The sequence below is a fragment of the Flavobacterium sp. LC2016-13 genome (genome assembly GCF_009707955.1).
Taxonomy (GTDB): Bacteria; Bacteroidota; Bacteroidia; order Flavobacteriales; family Flavobacteriaceae; genus Flavobacterium.
In genome coordinates, this window is record NZ_WMDQ01000024.1 from 1 (window position 1) to 16,804 (window position 16,804).

The window sequence follows — 16,804 nt, forward strand, 5'->3', positions numbered from 1 at the left end:
AAAAAGGCTTCTACCAACGAATACTATATAATTTTGCTCTTATATATTAGGTAACAAAAACAAACCCGACAGGTTTTGAAAACTGTCGGGTTAGAAAATGAAATTATACACTTATATATTAAGGTTCTTGTATACCTATATTATAGTCTAAAAAACCGTTTAACTTTTACTACACATTTTTCTCTTACATATTAATAGTATAAAGATGTATATATGTATTGTATGTATTTTTGTAATGCGTTATATTTGCATTCACAAAATTATAAACAATGATTAAGATTACTTTACCCGACGGGTCAATTAGAGAGTTTGCTTCGGGCGTAACTCCGATGGAGGTTGCTAAAAGCATTAGTGAAGGATTTGCAAGAAATGTAATTTCTGCATCTTTTAATGGTACAACAATTGAAACCGAAACTCCATTGACGACCGACGGTAGTCTTATTTTATATACCTGGAATGATGCGGAAGGCAAAAAAGCTTTCTGGCATTCGACTTCGCACGTAATGGCTCAGGCGCTTGAGGAATTGTATCCTGGAATTAAATTAACTCTTGGACCTGCAATTGCTAACGGATTCTATTATGATGTTGATTTTGAAGATCAGAAAATTGTTGAAGCTGATTTTAAAAAGATCGAAGATCGTGTTCTTGAAATTTCAAGAGAGAAACATGAGTTTAAAATGCGCCCGGTTAGTAAAGCTGATGCTTTGGCTATGTACAAGGATAACGTTTACAAAACGGAATTGATTTCGAATCTTGAAGATGGAACTATTACGTTTTGTGATCATGCTACTTTTACTGATTTATGTAGAGGTGGACACATCCCGAATACCGGGATTATTAAAGCTTTTAAAATCATGAGTGTTGCCGGTGCTTACTGGAGAGGTGACGAAAAGAACAAGCAGTTAACTCGTGTTTACGGAACTTCTTTTCCTAAACAAAAAGATTTGACTGAATATCTGGAACTTCTTGAGGAAGCAAAACGTCGTGATCACCGTAAATTAGGTAAGGAACTTGAATTGTTTGCTTTTTCTCAAAAGGTTGGACAAGGCCTACCTTTATGGTTACCTAAAGGTGCTGCGCTTAGAGATCGTTTAGAGCAATTTTTAAAGAAGGCTCAGAAGAAAGCAGGATACGAACAAGTTGTTACTCCACATATTGGACAAAAGGAACTTTACGTAACTTCTGGTCACTATGCTAAATATGGTGCTGATAGTTTTCAGCCAATAAATACTCCTGCTGAAGGTGAAGAGTTTTTATTGAAACCTATGAACTGTCCTCATCACTGTGAAATTTATAATGTAAGACCTTGGTCATACAAAGATTTGCCTAAACGTTATGCTGAATTTGGTACTGTATATAGATATGAGCAATCTGGTGAGTTACATGGCTTGACTCGTGTTAGAGGGTTTACTCAGGATGATGCACATATTTTTTGTACTCCGGAGCAATTAGATGAAGAATTCAAAAAAGTAATTGACTTGGTACTTTATGTATTTGGTTCTTTAGGTTTTGAAAACTTTACTGCTCAAATTTCATTAAGAGATCAGGAAAACAGAGAAAAATACATCGGTTCTGATGAAAACTGGGAGAAAGCTGAAAATGCTATTATCAATGCTGCAGCTGATAAAGGCCTGAATACTGTTGTAGAATATGGCGAAGCTGCGTTTTACGGTCCGAAGCTTGATTTTATGGTAAAAGATGCTTTAGGAAGACAATGGCAATTGGGAACTATTCAGGTAGATTACAACCTTCCTGAGCGTTTTGAATTGACTTATAAAGGTGCTGATAATGAATTACATCGCCCTGTAATGATTCACAGAGCTCCTTTTGGATCTATGGAACGTTTTATAGCAATTTTACTAGAGCATACTGCAGGAAATTTCCCACTTTGGCTAATGCCTGAGCAGGCTATAATCTTGTCTTTGAGCGAGAAATACGAAATATATGCTAAAAAAGTTTTAGATTTGCTAGAAAATCACGAAATTCGCGCCCTAATTGACAACCGAAACGAGACAATTGGTAAGAAAATTAGAGATGCAGAAATGCAAAAAATACCATTTATGCTTATTGTTGGTGAGGAAGAAGAGAAAAACGGAACTATTTCAATCCGTCGTCACGGGCAAGAAGGAAAAGGGAATATTACAGTTACAATTGATGAATTTGTCGCTATTGTAAACGAAGAAATAAAAAAGACATTAAAAGTTTTTACAGTTTAACTTAAATTATAAAGTCATAGCAATAAGAAGCAACAGAGGTTATCAACCTCGAGTAGAAAAAAAAGATGCACACAGAATAAACAATAATATTCGTGGTGTACAAGAAGTAAGACTAGTAGGCGAAAACATCGAACCAGGTGTATTTAAGCTTGCAGAGGCTTTACGTTTAGCGGATCAATTCGAATTGGATTTGGTTGAAATTTCACCAAATGCTGAACCGCCAGTTTGTAAAATCATGGATTACAAGAAATTTGTTTATGAACAAAAGAAACGTGACAAGGTATTAAAAGCTAAATCGACACAAGTTGTAGTAAAAGAAATTAGATTTGGTCCTCAAACTGATGAGCATGATTACGAATTTAAAAGAAAAAATGCTGAGAAGTTCCTTAAAGAAGGTGCTAAATTAAAAGCATTCGTTTTCTTTAAAGGTCGTTCTATCATCTATAAAGATCAAGGGCAGATTTTATTATTACGTTTGGCTACAGATTTAGAAGAGCATGGTAAAGTCGAAGCTATGCCAGTTTTGGAAGGGAAGAGAATGATTATGTTCATTGCTCCGAAGAAGAAAAAATAAATTATTTGCTCTAAGCAATAAGCAATAAGCTTTAAGCAAATAGTTGATTTAAACTTTTGCCTAAAGCTTAAAGCCTAAAGCCTAAAGCTTTTGAAGATATAAGTAAGTAAGAATAAATTAAAACACTAGGAAAAATGCCTAAAATGAAAACAAAATCTAGCGCCAAGAAACGTTTTAAAGTTACTGGTTCTGGAAAGATTAAAAGAAAGCATGCTTTTAAAAGTCACATCTTGACTAAAAAATCTAAAAAACGTAAATTAGCTTTGACACACTCAGCGCTAGTTCACTCAACAGATATGAAAAGCATCAAACAACAATTAAGAATTATCTAATAATTCTTTAGGTTAAAAAATTATTTATATAACCTTGGAGTATGGCTTTTAAGTTCCTTTGATTTAATTCAGGACGCCTGCTACAAAAACACATTAAAATTATGCCAAGATCGGTAAATTCAGTTGCTAAAAGAGCAAGAAGAAAAAAAATAATGAAGCAAGCCAAAGGTTTCTTTGGTAGACGTAAAAACGTTTGGACAGTTGCTAAGAATGCGGTAGAGAAAGCGATGAGCTATGCTTACCGTGACAGAAAACAGAATAAAAGAAATTTCCGTGCTTTATGGATTCAACGTATCAACGCTGGAGCTAGATTAGAAGGAATGTCTTATTCTCAATTCATGGGGAAAGTTAAAGCTAACGGAATCGAATTGAACCGTAAAGTTCTTGCAGATTTAGCTATGAACCACCCTGAAGCTTTCAAAGCAATACTTAATAAAGTAAAATAAACGTTTTATAAACTCAATTTAAGATTACTTACTTATCATAGAAAAACCATTCGCTTTGCGAATGGTTTTTTGCTTTTACAGAAGTTTGAAATCCTCTTCTTTTAGAAATTCAATTTAAAAGGTACATTTGTATTAAATTTAATTACTTGCATGTACGAAGCTCTTTTGCAACATATTGAAAAATTCATCACTTTAGAGCCTTCAGAGATTGATACTTTAGAATCATGTCTAAATCTTTCTAACATAAAAAAGAAGGAACATGTATTAAAAGAAGGTCAGGTTTGTAACACTATTTATTTTATTACAAAAGGATGCATGCGACAATACATTATCAACTCAAAAGGGTCTGAGCAAACACTTCAGTTTGCTATTGAAAATTGGTGGATTACGGATCAATTAAGTTATCATAATCATATTCCATCACATTTTTATATTCAGGCTGTAGAAAATACTGAAGTTATTGCAATAGAGAAACCTATTCTTGAATCACTATTAATTGAAATTCCAAAACTGGAACGTTATTTTAGGATTGTTTCTCAAAAATCTTTTGGAGCGATGCAAATGCGAATTAAATTTTTATTTACAATGTCGGCAGAGGAAAGATATCATCACTTTAATGATCATTTTCCTGAGTTTGTGCAACGTGTTCCTCAATATATGATTGCTTCTTATTTAGATTTTTCTGCAGAGTTTATGAGTAAAATTAGAGCTGGAAAGGTTTAAAATCATTTCTTGAAGTAGTTCAAGTTTTTTAAAGGAGATATCCCTGAACTTTGTATCAAACTTTTAAAAACACACAAAATGAAATCAAGAATTGTTATCCCAACAGTAGCCCCTCAAGCTTATCAAGCATTAATGAATTTAGAAAAATACATTTCTACTACTTCATTGATTCCCGTACATAAGGAATTAATCAAAATTCGTGCATCGCAAGTAAATGGCTGTGCTTATTGTATTAATATGCACACCGCAGATGCCAGAAAACTTGGTGTATCTGAGCAACGTATTTATTTGCTAAGTGCATGGCGTGAAGCTGATGTTTATTCTGAAGAAGAAAAAGCAATTTTAGCTTTAACAGAAGAAGTAACTTTAATAAGCAAACATGTTTCTGAAGAGGTATATGAAAATGCTGCCCGCTTATTTGACGAGAAATATCTTGCTGAGATTATTTTAATGATCATTACTATTAATGCCTGGAACAGAATTGGCATTACAACCGGAATGAGAGCTGCGTAATTTTATAAAGATAAACTTTACAACTTTTATAAAAATTCAAACCCTCACGATTGAGGGTTTATTTGTATATAGTTGTAAATGAGAATCTGATTTTGGAACTTAAAAAAATAAAACAAAATACCGTATTTATACGTGTTCCCAGATTTTAGAATTCTATATTTTTGGAGCATGAAACTAAAAAGAATACAATTCTATCTCTATATAACAGTTGCCATAATTATTATTATTTTTTCCTGTCAGAAAAAAAACAATGCTATAATTAAACATAAAAACACGAAAAAAGAAGTTGAAAAACTAATTAAAACTGCAGAAAGGTTTTATACTGCTAATAAATTTGATAGTGCCTTTTATTATTATAATGAAGTAAAATTAATAGCCGATCCAAAAACTGATTCAAAAAAAATAACTTGTGCTTTAATGAGTATCGCTGAAATTCAGCAAAATCAAGGAGATTATATTGGCAGTGAAGCTACTACAACTGAAGCATTACAATATATTGATAAAATTAATAACACCAATTTTACCTGGAGTATCTATCTTATGCTTGGAATTAATTATTCCTGTACTTATAATTATGAAAACTCTCTTCTATATTATCAAAAAGCTTATAATCTAAAAACCGATGATAACCGGAAATATGCAGTTAAAAACAACATTGCATTGGTTTATGTTGAGCAAAAAAAATACTTAGAAGCAATTCGCATATTTGAATCACTATTGTATAAAAAGGAAATCCAAATTGATGCAAACATGTATGCAAAGATCCTTGATAACTTGGGTGATTGTTATTTTGAAACCAATAATCCAAAGGCAATTGATTATTTAAACAGGGCATTAAAAATTCGTTTAGAGCAAAAGAATGATTTTGGATTAGGTGCTAGCTATATTCATCTTTCAAAATACTATGCTGACATTAATCCAGAATTATCAAAGTCTTATGCAAAATTAAGTTATCAAAAATACACTCGTGTAAACAGTATTGATGATCGTTTGAATTCATTAAAATATATTATAAAGAGCTCTAAAGACAAAGATCTTAAAGAAAGTTCATTGCTATATATTAGACTTGCTGACAGCATTTTTGAAATAAGACAAAAAACAAAAAATGAATTTGCGAGAATTAAGTATGATTCCAAAAAAGAAAAAGACGAAAACTTAAAGCTAAAAACGAATAAAACAGAAAATGAATTACAATTAGAAAGACAAAAAAACAGAAACATTGTTTCGTATATCATCATCGTATTTAGTATATGTCTAATCTTAATTCTATATTTTTATTTGACTTCAAGAGCAAATAAAGAAAAAATTGAAGCTACTTATCAAAGTGAAACTCGTATTTCGAAAAAATTACATGATGAACTGGCTAATGATATTTACCATACTATGGCTTTTGCCGAGAATAAAAACCTTTCAATAAATGAAAATAAAGAACAATTATTAAATCATCTAGATGCTATTTATTCCCGAACTCGTGATATTTCTAAGGAAAATAGTCCAATTATAACTACTGAAAAATATCTTTTCTATTTAAAAGAAATGATTTCCGGATTTGACACCAACAATACTAATCTTTTAATTAATGGTTTGGATAGTATTTCATGGGATGAAATTGAACGAAATAAGAAAATTGCAGTTTATAGAGTGTTGCAAGAATTACTTGTCAATATGAAAAAACATAGTAATGCTACCTTGGTTGGAATTACTTTTAAAAGGGTTGACAGAAATATTATTATTACTTATACTGATAATGGCAAAGGAACAAACTTAAATAATGTGACTTTTAGAAATGGCTTACAGAATGCAGAAAATAGAATTAAAGCGATAAAAGGAGAAATTAGCTTTGATGCAAAACCAGATAGAGGATTTAAGGTATCTTTTAAATTTTCAGTACGATAAAAACTATTTTCTATTAATTAAAAACAGTTATAACATCTGGCAAAGAAAAAATTAATATAAAGAAAATGGGGTGTAAATGTGGAAACCCGTAATGGAGTTATAAATAAAAATATTATTTTTGATAATAATTCTCACAAATAACTCAAGTTAAGTTTCTATTTTCTTTCATAAATTTATCAATATGTTTAAAAAAGTTTTAGTCGCCGAAGATTTAGACAGTATCAGTATTGCAGTAATTCAAGTACTTGAAGACTTAAAAATACCATCTATCGATCATGTAAAATACTGTGATGATGCGCTTATTAAAATAAAAAAAGGAATTAAAAATAATGATCCTTATGATTTACTTATAAGCGATCTATCATTTAAAACGGATCATCGCGAAGCAACTATTTTTAATGGCGAAGAACTTATAGAAGCTGTCAATAAAGTTCAGCCTAATTTAAAAAAAATAGTTTTTTCAATCGAGGACAAATCATACCGTATAAAATCGCTATTTAATGATCATGGAATAAATGCTTATGTTTCTAAAGGCAGAAATAGTATTGACGAATTAAAAACAGCGATAGAAAGGGCATTTAAGAATGAAGAGAGAATTCTTTCTTCTGATTTATCTTTTAATTTTTCTGATAAATCTTTTATTGAAATTGAATCATACGATATATCTATTTTAAAATTACTTGCTCAAGGTTATATCTTAGATAGTATTTCTAATGAATTTAAGGCTTTATCTATAACTCCAAACGGAACCAGCAGTATAGAAAAAAGAATTAATAAACTGAAAATATACTTTAAGGCAAACAATAATGTACACTTAATTGCGATTGCCAAGGATTTCGGTTTAGTATAAGATTGCCTTTTTACGGTTTTCCGTAAGGAAATCGTATTTTATAAATATAAGTTTGCTAAAATATATCCGCCAAAAAATGAAAACAAAAACCACCAGTGATTCTGAAGGAATTCTATATCGGAAATTAATATTAAAAATCAATACCAGTAATAATAAAATTATCATGAAAACAATGCTACTATGTCTTTTTTTATCAATAAGCTTCGCTTTTGTATCTGAGAAAACAGGATGGCTAGAGGTTGACTGGAAATTTATCTTTATTCCTGCTCTTCTGGTTTTGCAAATAATAATCATATCAAATGCTTTAAAAAACAGATATAAAAAGCATTAACACTTATTAAGTTGCATTTTAATATTTAGAATTTTGAAATAGAAAAATCATATTGATGTTTTAATGGTCAAAATTTGAAAAGCTTATATTTGGTATTTAAAACATTACATGAAAAATATTTTAAGCCTTTTTATTCTATTCTGTACCATTCATTCATTTTCTCAGGTTAAAATTCTATCATGGAATATAGAAAACTTTGGAAAATCAAAAACCGATTCTCAATTAAATTACATCGCAAATACGATTTATAGTTATGATATTATAGCTATTCAAGAAGTTGTGGCCGGTTATGGTGGCGCTCAGGCTGTTGCAAAACTAGCAGGAATTCTAAACGAAAAAGGTTTACAATGGGATTATAGTATCAGCAATCCTACAAGCGGAAACAGTTACAAAAGAGAGCGTTATGCTTATATTTGGAAAACAAGTAAGGCAAAACTAAAAGGAAATACCTGGTTAGAAAAAAAATATCATCTGGAGATTGATCGCGAGCCTTATTTTGCTACTTTCGAAATCAACAAAAAACTCATCACATTAGTAAACTTTCATGCAATTACTAAAAGCAAACAGCCTGAAACTGAAATCAAGTATTTTAAATTTCTTCCTCAGGAATATCCAAATTTAAAGCTAATTTTTATTGGAGACTTTAATTGTCCACAATCACATACGGTCTTTAATCCATTAAAAAAAATGGGGTACTCTCCTATTTTTGAAAAGCAAAAAACAACTTTAAAACAAAAATGCAAAGCTGACAATTGTTTAGCGTCAGAATTTGATAACATATTTTATAAAAAAAATACGGTTCAATACATCAATTCGGGAGTAATTCCGTTTTACAAAAAATTTAATTCTTTAAGTGAAGCTCGAAAAATCTCAGACCACATACCTGTCTGGTTTGAGTTTTCTTTAAATTAAATTTAAATTATGTTTTAAGTTTTTTCTTTTTGGCAGCAGGAAATAAAACATTATTTAAAATTAATCTGTAACCAGGAGAATTTGGATGTAAATCTAAAACTGTTGGAGGATCTCCAACCTGATGTTGAAAATCTTCGGGATCATGACCTCCAAAAAAAGTAAACATTCCTTTTCCTTTTTCGCCGTGAATATATCTCGATTCGCCATTTAACTCACAAGTTCCCATTACTAAAACATTGGATTTTATAAGCGCTGTATCAAATGAAGTGGTTTGTCCCATAAAACCTTTTACCAATTGTGTATGATTTTGGCATAACATACTCGGAATTGGATCCCATTTTGCAGAAAATTCCATTAATGTAAAATAATCTTTTTCTACCGGAATCCTGCGTTTATTCGTCATATCAATATCTGAAAATTCATATTGTTCCGGACGTCTTTCAAGTGTGAAGTTTTTAAAGGCAAAGGAATTGCTGTAATTCAATTTCGCCTGATAATTAGATTCGCTTGCATCACCATCAAACATTGCTTCGCAAATATCAACACCATCTGCAGCAAGTGCTATATCAAAACTATCTGTTGCAGAACACATTGCAAACATAAATCCGCCACCAATTACAAAATCTCTAATTTTTTTAGCGACAGCTCCTTTTTCCTGAGATACTTTGGCGTATCCTAATTTTGTTGCTAAAGCTTCTGCATCTCTTTTTTGATCAATGTACCAAGGTGTATTTTTGTAAGCAGCATAAAATTTTCCATATTGACCTGTAAAATCTTCATGATGCAAATGCAGCCAATCATACAGTAATAATTGATCACTTAAAACTTCTTCATCATAAATTGGTGTAAAAGGAATTTCTGCATAAGTTAAAACTAATGTCACCGCATCATCCCAAGGTTGTTTTCCTTTTGGAGTATAAACGGCAATTTTTGGGGCTTTTTCAAGAATAACCGATTCCATATTTTGAGAAGGACTCGAAATTTCATTCAAGATTGAAGCTTCTTCACTATCCGAAAGAACTTCAAAACTTACACCGCGAATTTTGCATTCTTTACGAATTTCTTCAGCGTCAGGAAGCAGAAAAGAACCGCCTCTGTAATTCAGTAACCAACTCGCTTTGTAATCTTTACTTAAACACCAATATGTAATTCCGTATGCTTTTAAATGGTTTTGCTGCGTAGTTTCATCCATTGGAAGCAAAATAAACGAAGCCTTAGCGGTTAATGAAAGAAGAAATATAAAGATGTAAACTAAACTTTTACGCATTAGAAAATTATTTTAGTAAAGATATAAAGGAAGTGTCTAAAAACACAATGACTATTTAATTTATTAAGTTAAAATTGCTGTTATAAAATATAAAAAAAGGCATTAACAAAATTAAAATTACTTTTTGCAAAATCACGTATAAACACGTATTAACAAGAAATAGTTTCTTTTTAAATTTGTTGCTCAAAATAACCAATTAAATAAATCAATGAAAAGTTTAACCATGAAATCCAATGAAACCAAGAATCAATCGAAAGGATTGAGTGTAATACAAAAAATAGGCATAGGAATACTTATCCTTACTATCATATTTTATTACGTACTATCAATTCAGTTTTTAGCAAGTTAATTTTAAATTGTCAAAACTGCTATTTCATTTTGAATAGCATAAACGACCAATCCTGCAATATTTCTGGATTCTGTTTTAAGCAGCAGATTATTACGGTGCCCTTCAACTGTTCTTGGACTCAAAAAAAGGTGATCTGCTATTTCTGTAGTTGTTTTTTGCTGACAAATAAGTTGAAGAATTTCTATCTCACGAGGTGAAAGGAAACCCGTTTCTAAATGACCTTTATTGTTTTTAGAGGATACAATTGTGTCCTGAATTGTTTTTAAAACTGTTTGATTATAATAAAACCCCTTTCTGGCTACTTCATTAATTGTGTGAATTAATTCTTTTGGGGTTGTATTTTTTATTAAATATGCAACGGCGCCAACCTGAATCATGTTAGCAATAAATGATTTTGTGTCATAACTAGTCAAGGCTATGATTTTGATATCGGGATAAGCTTTACGAATAATTTTTGTGGCTTCGACCCCATTTAAAACTGGCATTTTCAAATCCATGATAATGATATCAGGCTTTAAAACGTTGCTTGTTAATTTTGAAATTAGTTCTTCTCCGTCTGAAGCTTCAAAAATAATTTCAATATTATCCTCTCTTTGTAGTAAAAAAGAGATTCCTTTCCGAAATAAAACTTCGTCATCAACCAAAGCAATCTTAATTACGCCACTCATTTTATTTATGTATTTGGTTTTGGATCTACCGAAATTACGAAATATGCTTCAAAAAACACATAAATTACTGTGATTTCTTGGCTGAGTTGTGATATTATTCTTAAAATGATTGTTTAGAATGTAAACATTACAGCAATACCATTATTTATTTGGGAATTTATTTCGATTGTTCCGTCTAAAAAAGAAATTCGGCTATCGATATTTTTCATACCAAGTCCTTTCTGATTATCCATGCTTTCTGCATCAAAACCTTTTCCGTTATCTTCGTAATTGCAGGAATAAATTTGATCAATTGTCGTAAAAGAAATCCAAATTTCAGTAGATTTTCCGTGTCGTAAAGAATTGTTCATGAGTTCTTGCAAAATTCTAAAAACATGCAAATGCCGGTCTTTGTCTTCATCATCAAAATCAATTTCATTTTTATAATAAACTTTTAATGTTTTGCTGCTTTCAAATTCTTCACATAATTCTTCGATAGCAGCATTTAATCCAAATTTTTCAAAAACAGGCGGTAATAAATTATGGGCTATTTTTCTGGAATTCTCTAAAGCTTTTGTGGTTAAATTAATGATGTTTTCAGTAATTTCAGATGTTTCAGCTTCTGTTAAATTTGGAGAAGTCAGTAAATGACTGTTTAATGAAACGATATTTAGTTTCGAACTAATATCATCATGCAAATCCTGAGCAATTCTTTTACGCTCTTCTTCTTGTGTAATAATTACTGCATGAAGTTGTTCTTTTTGATATTGCAATACCAAATCTTTCTTTTCTAACTCTTTCTGAATGATTTTTTTTCTGGAGAAATAGAAAAATATAATCAATGCTACTGCAACGATTATAAAGAAAAGAGAAATGTATAAAATTATGGCAACAAGCTCTTTTTCAGGAATTGAATGTGGATTTATACTCAACTTATCTTAATTTTAGTTTGCTTATAGTCTCAAGATCAAATATATCTTATTTTCTTTGATTGCGATGAGTACATTAAAAAAATCGCTATCACATATCTTGACAGCGATTTTTCTAAATGTTATTTTTAGAAATCATTACTTTTATTGCGGATCTTCTGGATCTCCATTAGGAGGGCAAGGGCGTGTGGCATCATAAACATCATCTACTACTTTAGAAGTTAATGATGCTTTTTTTATAGCGTTATTTTCATCTAAACCGATTAATATAGTGGTTACTTTCCCTTTAGGATTAAGTCCTAAAAACAAACCAATATTTTTATTTGATTTATTTACCATGGCTTCTATGACATCAGATTCTATACTAAAAGATCGAAAACGTGAACCTTCGTAAGAAGTTATTTCATCTAAATCTGAAACTTTATTTAGTTTTTCTTTCCATGCTTCTATACCAGCAATAGCATCACTCGGTAACAATAAATGTTCATTTAACAATGCAGTTCTTTTACTTGTTTTACTTAGTGATAATTCGTTAAGTTGCGTTAATTGAGCATCATAATTGCTTTCTTTTAAAATTGTAGATTTAACTATCCCCAGTCTTTTACCTGATTTATCTACACCAATTACCTCTATTTGTATCGTATTATCAGCATATCCTAAAACAAAACTTACTTGCTCAATATCAGGTGTTTTTACTAAAGCTGTCATTTCGTTTGTGGGAAATAAATAAGCTGTAACTTCTTTTTGAGAACTGGCAAATTTACTATCTAAAGAAGCTGTAAGCCAATCACTCTTTTTAGAACTTACAGCTGTTACATCTTCTTGCGAAGTTTCTTTCTGGCAAGAACACATAATAAATATCACAATCAAAGCGATATAATGGTTTGTTTTTTTCATAGTTTGTTTTGGTTTATGGTTATTAATAGTTGAATTTCTTTTTTATTTATTTTTCATAAAAACTTTGTTTCCATTCGTATAAAATAAATAGTTGGTATACTACAATTAAAAAAGCGTTTAACATCCAGGTTAAATATTTTATTTCATTGCTAAGTCCTGAAGAAAGATTTCCAATTAAAAACAGAACAGTACTTGCCAATAAATAAAACACAACACCAATACTAACATAATAGAATTTTTTGCTTTCGGTAAGCATATTATAAAAATGAAGCAAAGCAAAAACAACTACAAATAAAGATGTTAAAGTAATTTCAAATAAATTAAACTTTAAAAATTCACCCGGATCCAGGATAAATTGTACGAGTAAAGACATTAATGCTGTGAATAAACTAATCTTAAATAATATTTTCTGACTCTTTATGTGTGATAAGGAGTTATAGAACAGCCCCAATAATATCATTTGGCCTATAAAAAAAATATTAACGGCAAATAAGTTATTCATACCCAGATGATACATTACTTCCATAGAAATTTGCATGAAAAATGCAAAGGCCAAATAACAAACAAAAAAAACATTAGCTTTTCCCTTTCGGAAAAAGCTATATGAATAAAGTATAAGATTTAATAATAAAATCAAATAACCTGAATAAATTAAAAAATCATCCACTTTTAAAATATTTTATTAAAAATTAATACGGAGGACTAGGGCGTGCTCCATCATAAACAATATCATCGTCTGCTGCTTTACTTTGTTGTGAAGAAGAAGAATGTCCATATACATCAGTATATTCTCCAGTTTCTTTATCAAATTTTGCCCCAACAAAAAGCAATGTTCTTTCTTTTTGGTCATTAATTCCAATATAAGCACGAATGGCATCAGCTTCTAATTGCAAAACTTTTTCTAAACTTTCTCTTGGTATTAGAAAAGATTTTACTTTGTTTTTGTTGTCTTCAATAGTTGTGTCATCCTCGTATCTCTTCTCCCATTCTTTAGCAACAGCTAAGGGAATTTCAATGGGTCCTGGGAAACTTTTTTCGCTCATAGTTTTACAATTTTAATTAGTTAACAGTATTAGGTTTGTTAATGGTTTTGCTAAACTACCGAATTAATCTTTATGTAAGAAATATTATTTGAGCTAAATTTGTACGATAATAAGTAATTATTGAATAAAAAAAAATCTTTATAAGTAATTAACTTATAAAGATTTTTCCTGAATTTATATTAGATTAAAATGGTACATCGCCATCGTCATCGTCATCATTCAAATTGCTTCCAAAAGCTTCATTTGCAGATGGTAGATTTTTAGTAATAAACGGGTTATCATCATGATTCATTTTAGATGGCAAATCGTCATAATTACCACTAAAATCATCTAGGTTGTCAAATTTTCCAAGGTGTCCTATAAATTTCAAACGAACGTTTTCGATACCACCATTACGGTGTTTTGCGATCATTATCTCTGCCTGACCTGTTGTTGGCGAAGCCTCATCATCATCCCATTCATCAATTTTGTAATACTCTGGTCGGTATAAAAATGAAACGATATCAGCATCCTGCTCAATTGCTCCGGATTCACGAAGATCCGATAGTAACGGACGCTTGCTTGAACCACGTGTTTCAACGGCACGCGATAACTGTGACAATGCAATTACCGGAACGTTTAGCTCTTTTGCCAAAGCTTTTAAGTTTCGGGAAATTGTAGAAATTTCCTGTTCACGATTTCCTCCTCCTTTACTGTTTCCTCCGGCAGTCATCAATTGCAAATAATCGACAATGATGATTTTGATACCGTGTTGTGAAACCAAACGACGACATTTTGCTCTTAAATCGAAAATAGAAAGTGATGGCGTATCATCAATAAACAAAGGAGCTTTTTCTAAGTTCTTTACTTTCGTACTCAACATTTCCCACTCATGAGGTTCTAATTTACCAGTACGTAATTTCTCTGATGATAATCCTGTTTCTGATGAAATTAACCTTGTAATCAACTGAACCGAAGCCATCTCCAGAGAGAATAATGCTACCGGATGTCCAAAATCAATAGCAATATTTCTAGCCATTGAAAGTACAAACGCGGTTTTACCCATCGCAGGTCTGGCCGCAATAATAATTAAATCACTCGGCTGCCATCCAGAAGTAAGTTTATCCAAATTCGTAAACCCAGTTTCAACACCGCTCAATCCTTCTTGTTTAGCAATTTCTTCAATACGTTTTTTTGCTTGTAAAACTAAACTTTGTGCAGTTTCAGAACTTCGTTTGATATTTCCTTGTGTAACTTCATAAAGTTTTGATTCCGCCTGATCCAGTAAATCAAATACATCAGTAGTTTCATCATAAGATGCTTCGATAATTTCAGAAGAAATTCGGATCAAACTTCTTTGAATAAATTTTTGAAGTATGATACGTGAGTGAAATTCAATATGTGCCGAAGAGGCAATTTTTTGTGTAAGCTGAATCAAATAAAAATCTCCACCAGCCAACTCCAATTTTCCATTCTTTTTCAGCTGAGCTGAAACGGTTAATAAGTCAATTGGCTGCGTTTCAGTAAACAACTGTATAATCGCTTCAAAAATATATTTATGCGCTTCTTTATAAAAAGCATCAGGCTGTAAAATATCAATTACATCATCCACACCTTTTTTATCAATCATCATTGCCCCAAGTACAGCTTCTTCTAATTCAAGTACTTGCGGTGGTAACTTCCCTTTTTCTAAATTAATAATTGTGGTTTTGTCTACCTTTACAGGATTTATATTTCTGAAATTTTCCATATAGCGAAAGTAACAAATTTTAAAAAAAAATTGCTATCGAGTTATAACTATTAATTGTTTATAAATAAGTGTTTTTTGTTCATAACCAAAAAAAAATCCGAAACTGTAAGGCTTCGGATTTTAAATAATTCTGTAAGAATTTACTCCTTATACTCACCCATATTACTATATTTGTCCATTCTTTGGGCAATCAAGTCGGCTGTTGATAAGTCTTTCAATTCGTTATATCCTTTTGTAATGTATTCCGCTACTGTTTTAAAAGTAGTTTCTCTGTCGTAGTGTGCTCCGCCAAGAGGTTCCGGTATAACATCATCAACTAATTTTTGTCTTTTCATGTCAGATGATGTCAATTTTAAAGCATCAGCTGCACGTTCTTTGTATTCCCAGCTTTTCCATAAAATAGAAGAGCATGATTCCGGAGAAATTACAGAGTACCATGTGTTTTCTAACATATATACTTTATCTCCAACACCTATTCCTAAAGCACCTCCTGAAGCACCTTCACCAACAATAATAGTGATAATTGGCACTTTTAAACGAACCATTTCGAAAATATTTCTGGCAATAGCTTCTCCTTGTCCTCTTTCCTCAGCCTCAAGTCCCGGATATGCACCCGGAGTATCTACTAAAGTTAAAACCGGAATTCCGAATTTCTCTGCCATTTTCATCAAACGCAAAGCTTTACGGTATCCTTCAGGGTTTGCCATACCGAAATTACGATATTGACGTGTTTTGGTATTATATCCTTTTTGCTGACCTACGATCATAAACGATTGTCCGTTTACTTTTCCTAAACCACCAACCATTGCTTTATCATCTTTAAATCCTCTGTCACCATGAAGCTCTAAAAAAGTATCTCCACAAATTGCTCTGATATAATCCAAAGTATAAGGTCTGTTCGGATGTCTTGACAATTGTACTCGTTGCCAAGCCGTAAGATTCTTATATATATCTTTTTTAGTTTGTTCTAATTTTTTGTTGATTTCCTTGCAAGTTGGTGTTACATCAACGTCAGATTCTTTTCCAATTATAACACACTTTTCTAACTGTTCTTCAAGTTCTTTGATTGGAAGCTCAAAATCTAAATATTCCATGGATTTTTGAATTTTGTTTTTAAATCGAACCGCAAATATAAAAATATTATATTATT

The 16,804-nt window shown here is 31.2% G+C and carries 18 protein-coding genes; 10 read left to right on the forward strand and 8 right to left on the reverse strand.

All coding sequences use genetic code 11. From position 1 onward, the window contains the following. Nucleotides 1–269: 269 nt before the first annotated feature. The 10 genes from thrS (at nucleotide 270) to GKZ86_RS24645 (ending at nucleotide 8,793) form a co-directional block, all read left to right on the forward strand. A complete protein-coding gene (thrS, locus tag GKZ86_RS24600) occupies nucleotides 270–2,216 on the forward strand; it encodes a threonine--tRNA ligase (RefSeq protein ID WP_154785669.1) in 1,947 nt (648 codons plus the stop codon). A 22-nt stretch (nucleotides 2,217–2,238) separates the two neighbouring features. Then, the gene (gene infC / locus GKZ86_RS24605; protein WP_072974136.1) at nucleotides 2,239–2,790 is read left to right on the forward strand and encodes a translation initiation factor IF-3; all 552 of its coding nucleotides are present in this window, start codon (nucleotides 2,239–2,241) and stop codon (nucleotides 2,788–2,790) included. A gap of 134 nt (nucleotides 2,791–2,924) precedes the next feature. After that, nucleotides 2,925–3,122, forward strand: a complete 198-nt coding sequence (gene rpmI / locus GKZ86_RS24610; protein ID WP_007810722.1) for a 50S ribosomal protein L35 — start codon at nucleotides 2,925–2,927, stop codon at nucleotides 3,120–3,122. A gap of 101 nt (nucleotides 3,123–3,223) precedes the next feature. Next, nucleotides 3,224–3,568 (forward strand): 50S ribosomal protein L20, encoded by a 345-nt coding sequence (rplT, locus tag GKZ86_RS24615; protein WP_017498429.1) that lies wholly within the window; start codon nucleotides 3,224–3,226, stop codon nucleotides 3,566–3,568. A gap of 150 nt (nucleotides 3,569–3,718) precedes the next feature. Next, the gene (locus GKZ86_RS24620) at nucleotides 3,719–4,291 is read left to right on the forward strand and encodes a Crp/Fnr family transcriptional regulator (RefSeq protein WP_154785670.1); all 573 of its coding nucleotides are present in this window, start codon (nucleotides 3,719–3,721) and stop codon (nucleotides 4,289–4,291) included. Nucleotides 4,292–4,369: 78 nt separating this feature from the next. Continuing rightward, nucleotides 4,370–4,804 (forward strand): carboxymuconolactone decarboxylase family protein, encoded by a 435-nt coding sequence (locus GKZ86_RS24625; RefSeq protein ID WP_154785671.1) that lies wholly within the window; start codon nucleotides 4,370–4,372, stop codon nucleotides 4,802–4,804. Between the two features lie 168 nt (nucleotides 4,805–4,972). Continuing rightward, nucleotides 4,973–6,700, forward strand: coding sequence for a tetratricopeptide repeat-containing sensor histidine kinase (locus GKZ86_RS24630; protein WP_154785672.1), 1,728 nt, complete (start codon nucleotides 4,973–4,975; stop codon nucleotides 6,698–6,700). A gap of 181 nt (nucleotides 6,701–6,881) precedes the next feature. After that, nucleotides 6,882–7,550: a response regulator transcription factor gene (locus GKZ86_RS24635; protein WP_154785673.1), complete on the forward strand. Its 669-nt coding sequence runs from the start codon at nucleotides 6,882–6,884 to the stop codon at nucleotides 7,548–7,550. A gap of 76 nt (nucleotides 7,551–7,626) precedes the next feature. Next, nucleotides 7,627–7,881 carry a hypothetical protein gene (locus GKZ86_RS24640; RefSeq protein ID WP_154785674.1) on the forward strand — a complete coding sequence of 85 codons (255 nt, stop codon included), beginning with the start codon at nucleotides 7,627–7,629 and terminating at the stop codon, nucleotides 7,879–7,881. Nucleotides 7,882–7,989: 108 nt separating this feature from the next. Next, complete coding sequence (locus GKZ86_RS24645; RefSeq protein WP_154785675.1) at nucleotides 7,990–8,793, forward strand: endonuclease/exonuclease/phosphatase family protein; 804 nt, start codon at nucleotides 7,990–7,992, stop codon at nucleotides 8,791–8,793. Nucleotides 8,794–8,800: 7 nt separating this feature from the next. On the opposite strand, the gene GKZ86_RS24650 is transcribed toward GKZ86_RS24645, so the two are convergent. The 8 genes from GKZ86_RS24650 to GKZ86_RS24685 form a co-directional block, all read right to left on the reverse strand. After that, nucleotides 8,801–10,060, reverse strand: coding sequence for an asparagine synthetase B (locus tag GKZ86_RS24650; RefSeq protein ID WP_154785676.1), 1,260 nt, complete (start codon nucleotides 10,058–10,060; stop codon nucleotides 8,801–8,803). Nucleotides 10,061–10,411: 351 nt separating this feature from the next. Beyond that, the gene (locus GKZ86_RS24655; RefSeq protein WP_154785677.1) at nucleotides 10,412–11,077 is read right to left on the reverse strand and encodes a response regulator transcription factor; all 666 of its coding nucleotides are present in this window, start codon (nucleotides 11,075–11,077) and stop codon (nucleotides 10,412–10,414) included. Nucleotides 11,078–11,190: 113 nt separating this feature from the next. Then, on the reverse strand, nucleotides 11,191–11,988 hold the full coding sequence (locus tag GKZ86_RS24660; RefSeq protein ID WP_154785678.1) for a sensor histidine kinase: 798 nt from the start codon (nucleotides 11,986–11,988) through the stop codon (nucleotides 11,191–11,193). A gap of 141 nt (nucleotides 11,989–12,129) precedes the next feature. Further along, the gene (locus GKZ86_RS24665; RefSeq protein ID WP_154785679.1) at nucleotides 12,130–12,882 is read right to left on the reverse strand and encodes a hypothetical protein; all 753 of its coding nucleotides are present in this window, start codon (nucleotides 12,880–12,882) and stop codon (nucleotides 12,130–12,132) included. A 46-nt stretch (nucleotides 12,883–12,928) separates the two neighbouring features. Next, complete coding sequence (locus GKZ86_RS25540) at nucleotides 12,929–13,255, reverse strand: hypothetical protein (RefSeq protein WP_228526650.1); 327 nt, start codon at nucleotides 13,253–13,255, stop codon at nucleotides 12,929–12,931. Between the two features lie 316 nt (nucleotides 13,256–13,571). Beyond that, entirely contained in the window at nucleotides 13,572–13,925 is a 354-nt protein-coding gene (locus GKZ86_RS24675) for a hypothetical protein (RefSeq protein ID WP_154785680.1), read from the reverse strand. Between the two features lie 184 nt (nucleotides 13,926–14,109). Then, nucleotides 14,110–15,654, reverse strand: coding sequence for a replicative DNA helicase (gene dnaB, locus GKZ86_RS24680; RefSeq protein WP_154785681.1), 1,545 nt, complete (start codon nucleotides 15,652–15,654; stop codon nucleotides 14,110–14,112). A gap of 140 nt (nucleotides 15,655–15,794) precedes the next feature. Then, entirely contained in the window at nucleotides 15,795–16,748 is a 954-nt protein-coding gene (locus GKZ86_RS24685; protein ID WP_154785682.1) for an acetyl-CoA carboxylase carboxyltransferase subunit alpha, read from the reverse strand. Between the last annotated feature and the right edge of the window lie 56 nt (nucleotides 16,749–16,804).

What these genes read in the sequence shown, in the direction of transcription:
- thrS (WP_154785669.1), top strand. Translation starts at nt 270, where the DNA reads ATGATTAAGATTACTTTACCCGACGGGTCAATTAGAGAGTTTGCTTCG.
- rpmI (WP_007810722.1), top strand. Translation starts at nt 2,925, where the DNA reads ATGCCTAAAATGAAAACAAAATCTAGCGCCAAGAAACGTTTTAAAGTT.
- rplT (WP_017498429.1), top strand. Translation starts at nt 3,224, where the DNA reads ATGCCAAGATCGGTAAATTCAGTTGCTAAAAGAGCAAGAAGAAAAAAA.
- GKZ86_RS24620 (WP_154785670.1), top strand. Translation starts at nt 3,719, where the DNA reads ATGTACGAAGCTCTTTTGCAACATATTGAAAAATTCATCACTTTAGAG.
- GKZ86_RS24625 (WP_154785671.1), top strand. Translation starts at nt 4,370, where the DNA reads ATGAAATCAAGAATTGTTATCCCAACAGTAGCCCCTCAAGCTTATCAA.
- GKZ86_RS24630 (WP_154785672.1), top strand. Translation starts at nt 4,973, where the DNA reads ATGAAACTAAAAAGAATACAATTCTATCTCTATATAACAGTTGCCATA.
- GKZ86_RS24635 (WP_154785673.1), top strand. Translation starts at nt 6,882, where the DNA reads ATGTTTAAAAAAGTTTTAGTCGCCGAAGATTTAGACAGTATCAGTATT.
- GKZ86_RS24640 (WP_154785674.1), top strand. Translation starts at nt 7,627, where the DNA reads ATGAAAACAAAAACCACCAGTGATTCTGAAGGAATTCTATATCGGAAA.
- GKZ86_RS24645 (WP_154785675.1), top strand. Translation starts at nt 7,990, where the DNA reads ATGAAAAATATTTTAAGCCTTTTTATTCTATTCTGTACCATTCATTCA.
- GKZ86_RS24650 (WP_154785676.1), bottom strand. Translation starts at nt 10,060, where the DNA reads ATGCGTAAAAGTTTAGTTTACATCTTTATATTTCTTCTTTCATTAACC.
- GKZ86_RS24655 (WP_154785677.1), bottom strand. Translation starts at nt 11,077, where the DNA reads ATGAGTGGCGTAATTAAGATTGCTTTGGTTGATGACGAAGTTTTATTT.
- GKZ86_RS24665 (WP_154785679.1), bottom strand. Translation starts at nt 12,882, where the DNA reads ATGAAAAAAACAAACCATTATATCGCTTTGATTGTGATATTTATTATG.
- GKZ86_RS25540 (WP_228526650.1), bottom strand. Translation starts at nt 13,255, where the DNA reads ATGTCTTTACTCGTACAATTTATCCTGGATCCGGGTGAATTTTTAAAG.
- GKZ86_RS24675 (WP_154785680.1), bottom strand. Translation starts at nt 13,925, where the DNA reads ATGAGCGAAAAAAGTTTCCCAGGACCCATTGAAATTCCCTTAGCTGTT.
- dnaB (WP_154785681.1), bottom strand. Translation starts at nt 15,654, where the DNA reads ATGGAAAATTTCAGAAATATAAATCCTGTAAAGGTAGACAAAACCACA.
- GKZ86_RS24685 (WP_154785682.1), bottom strand. Translation starts at nt 16,748, where the DNA reads ATGGAATATTTAGATTTTGAGCTTCCAATCAAAGAACTTGAAGAACAG.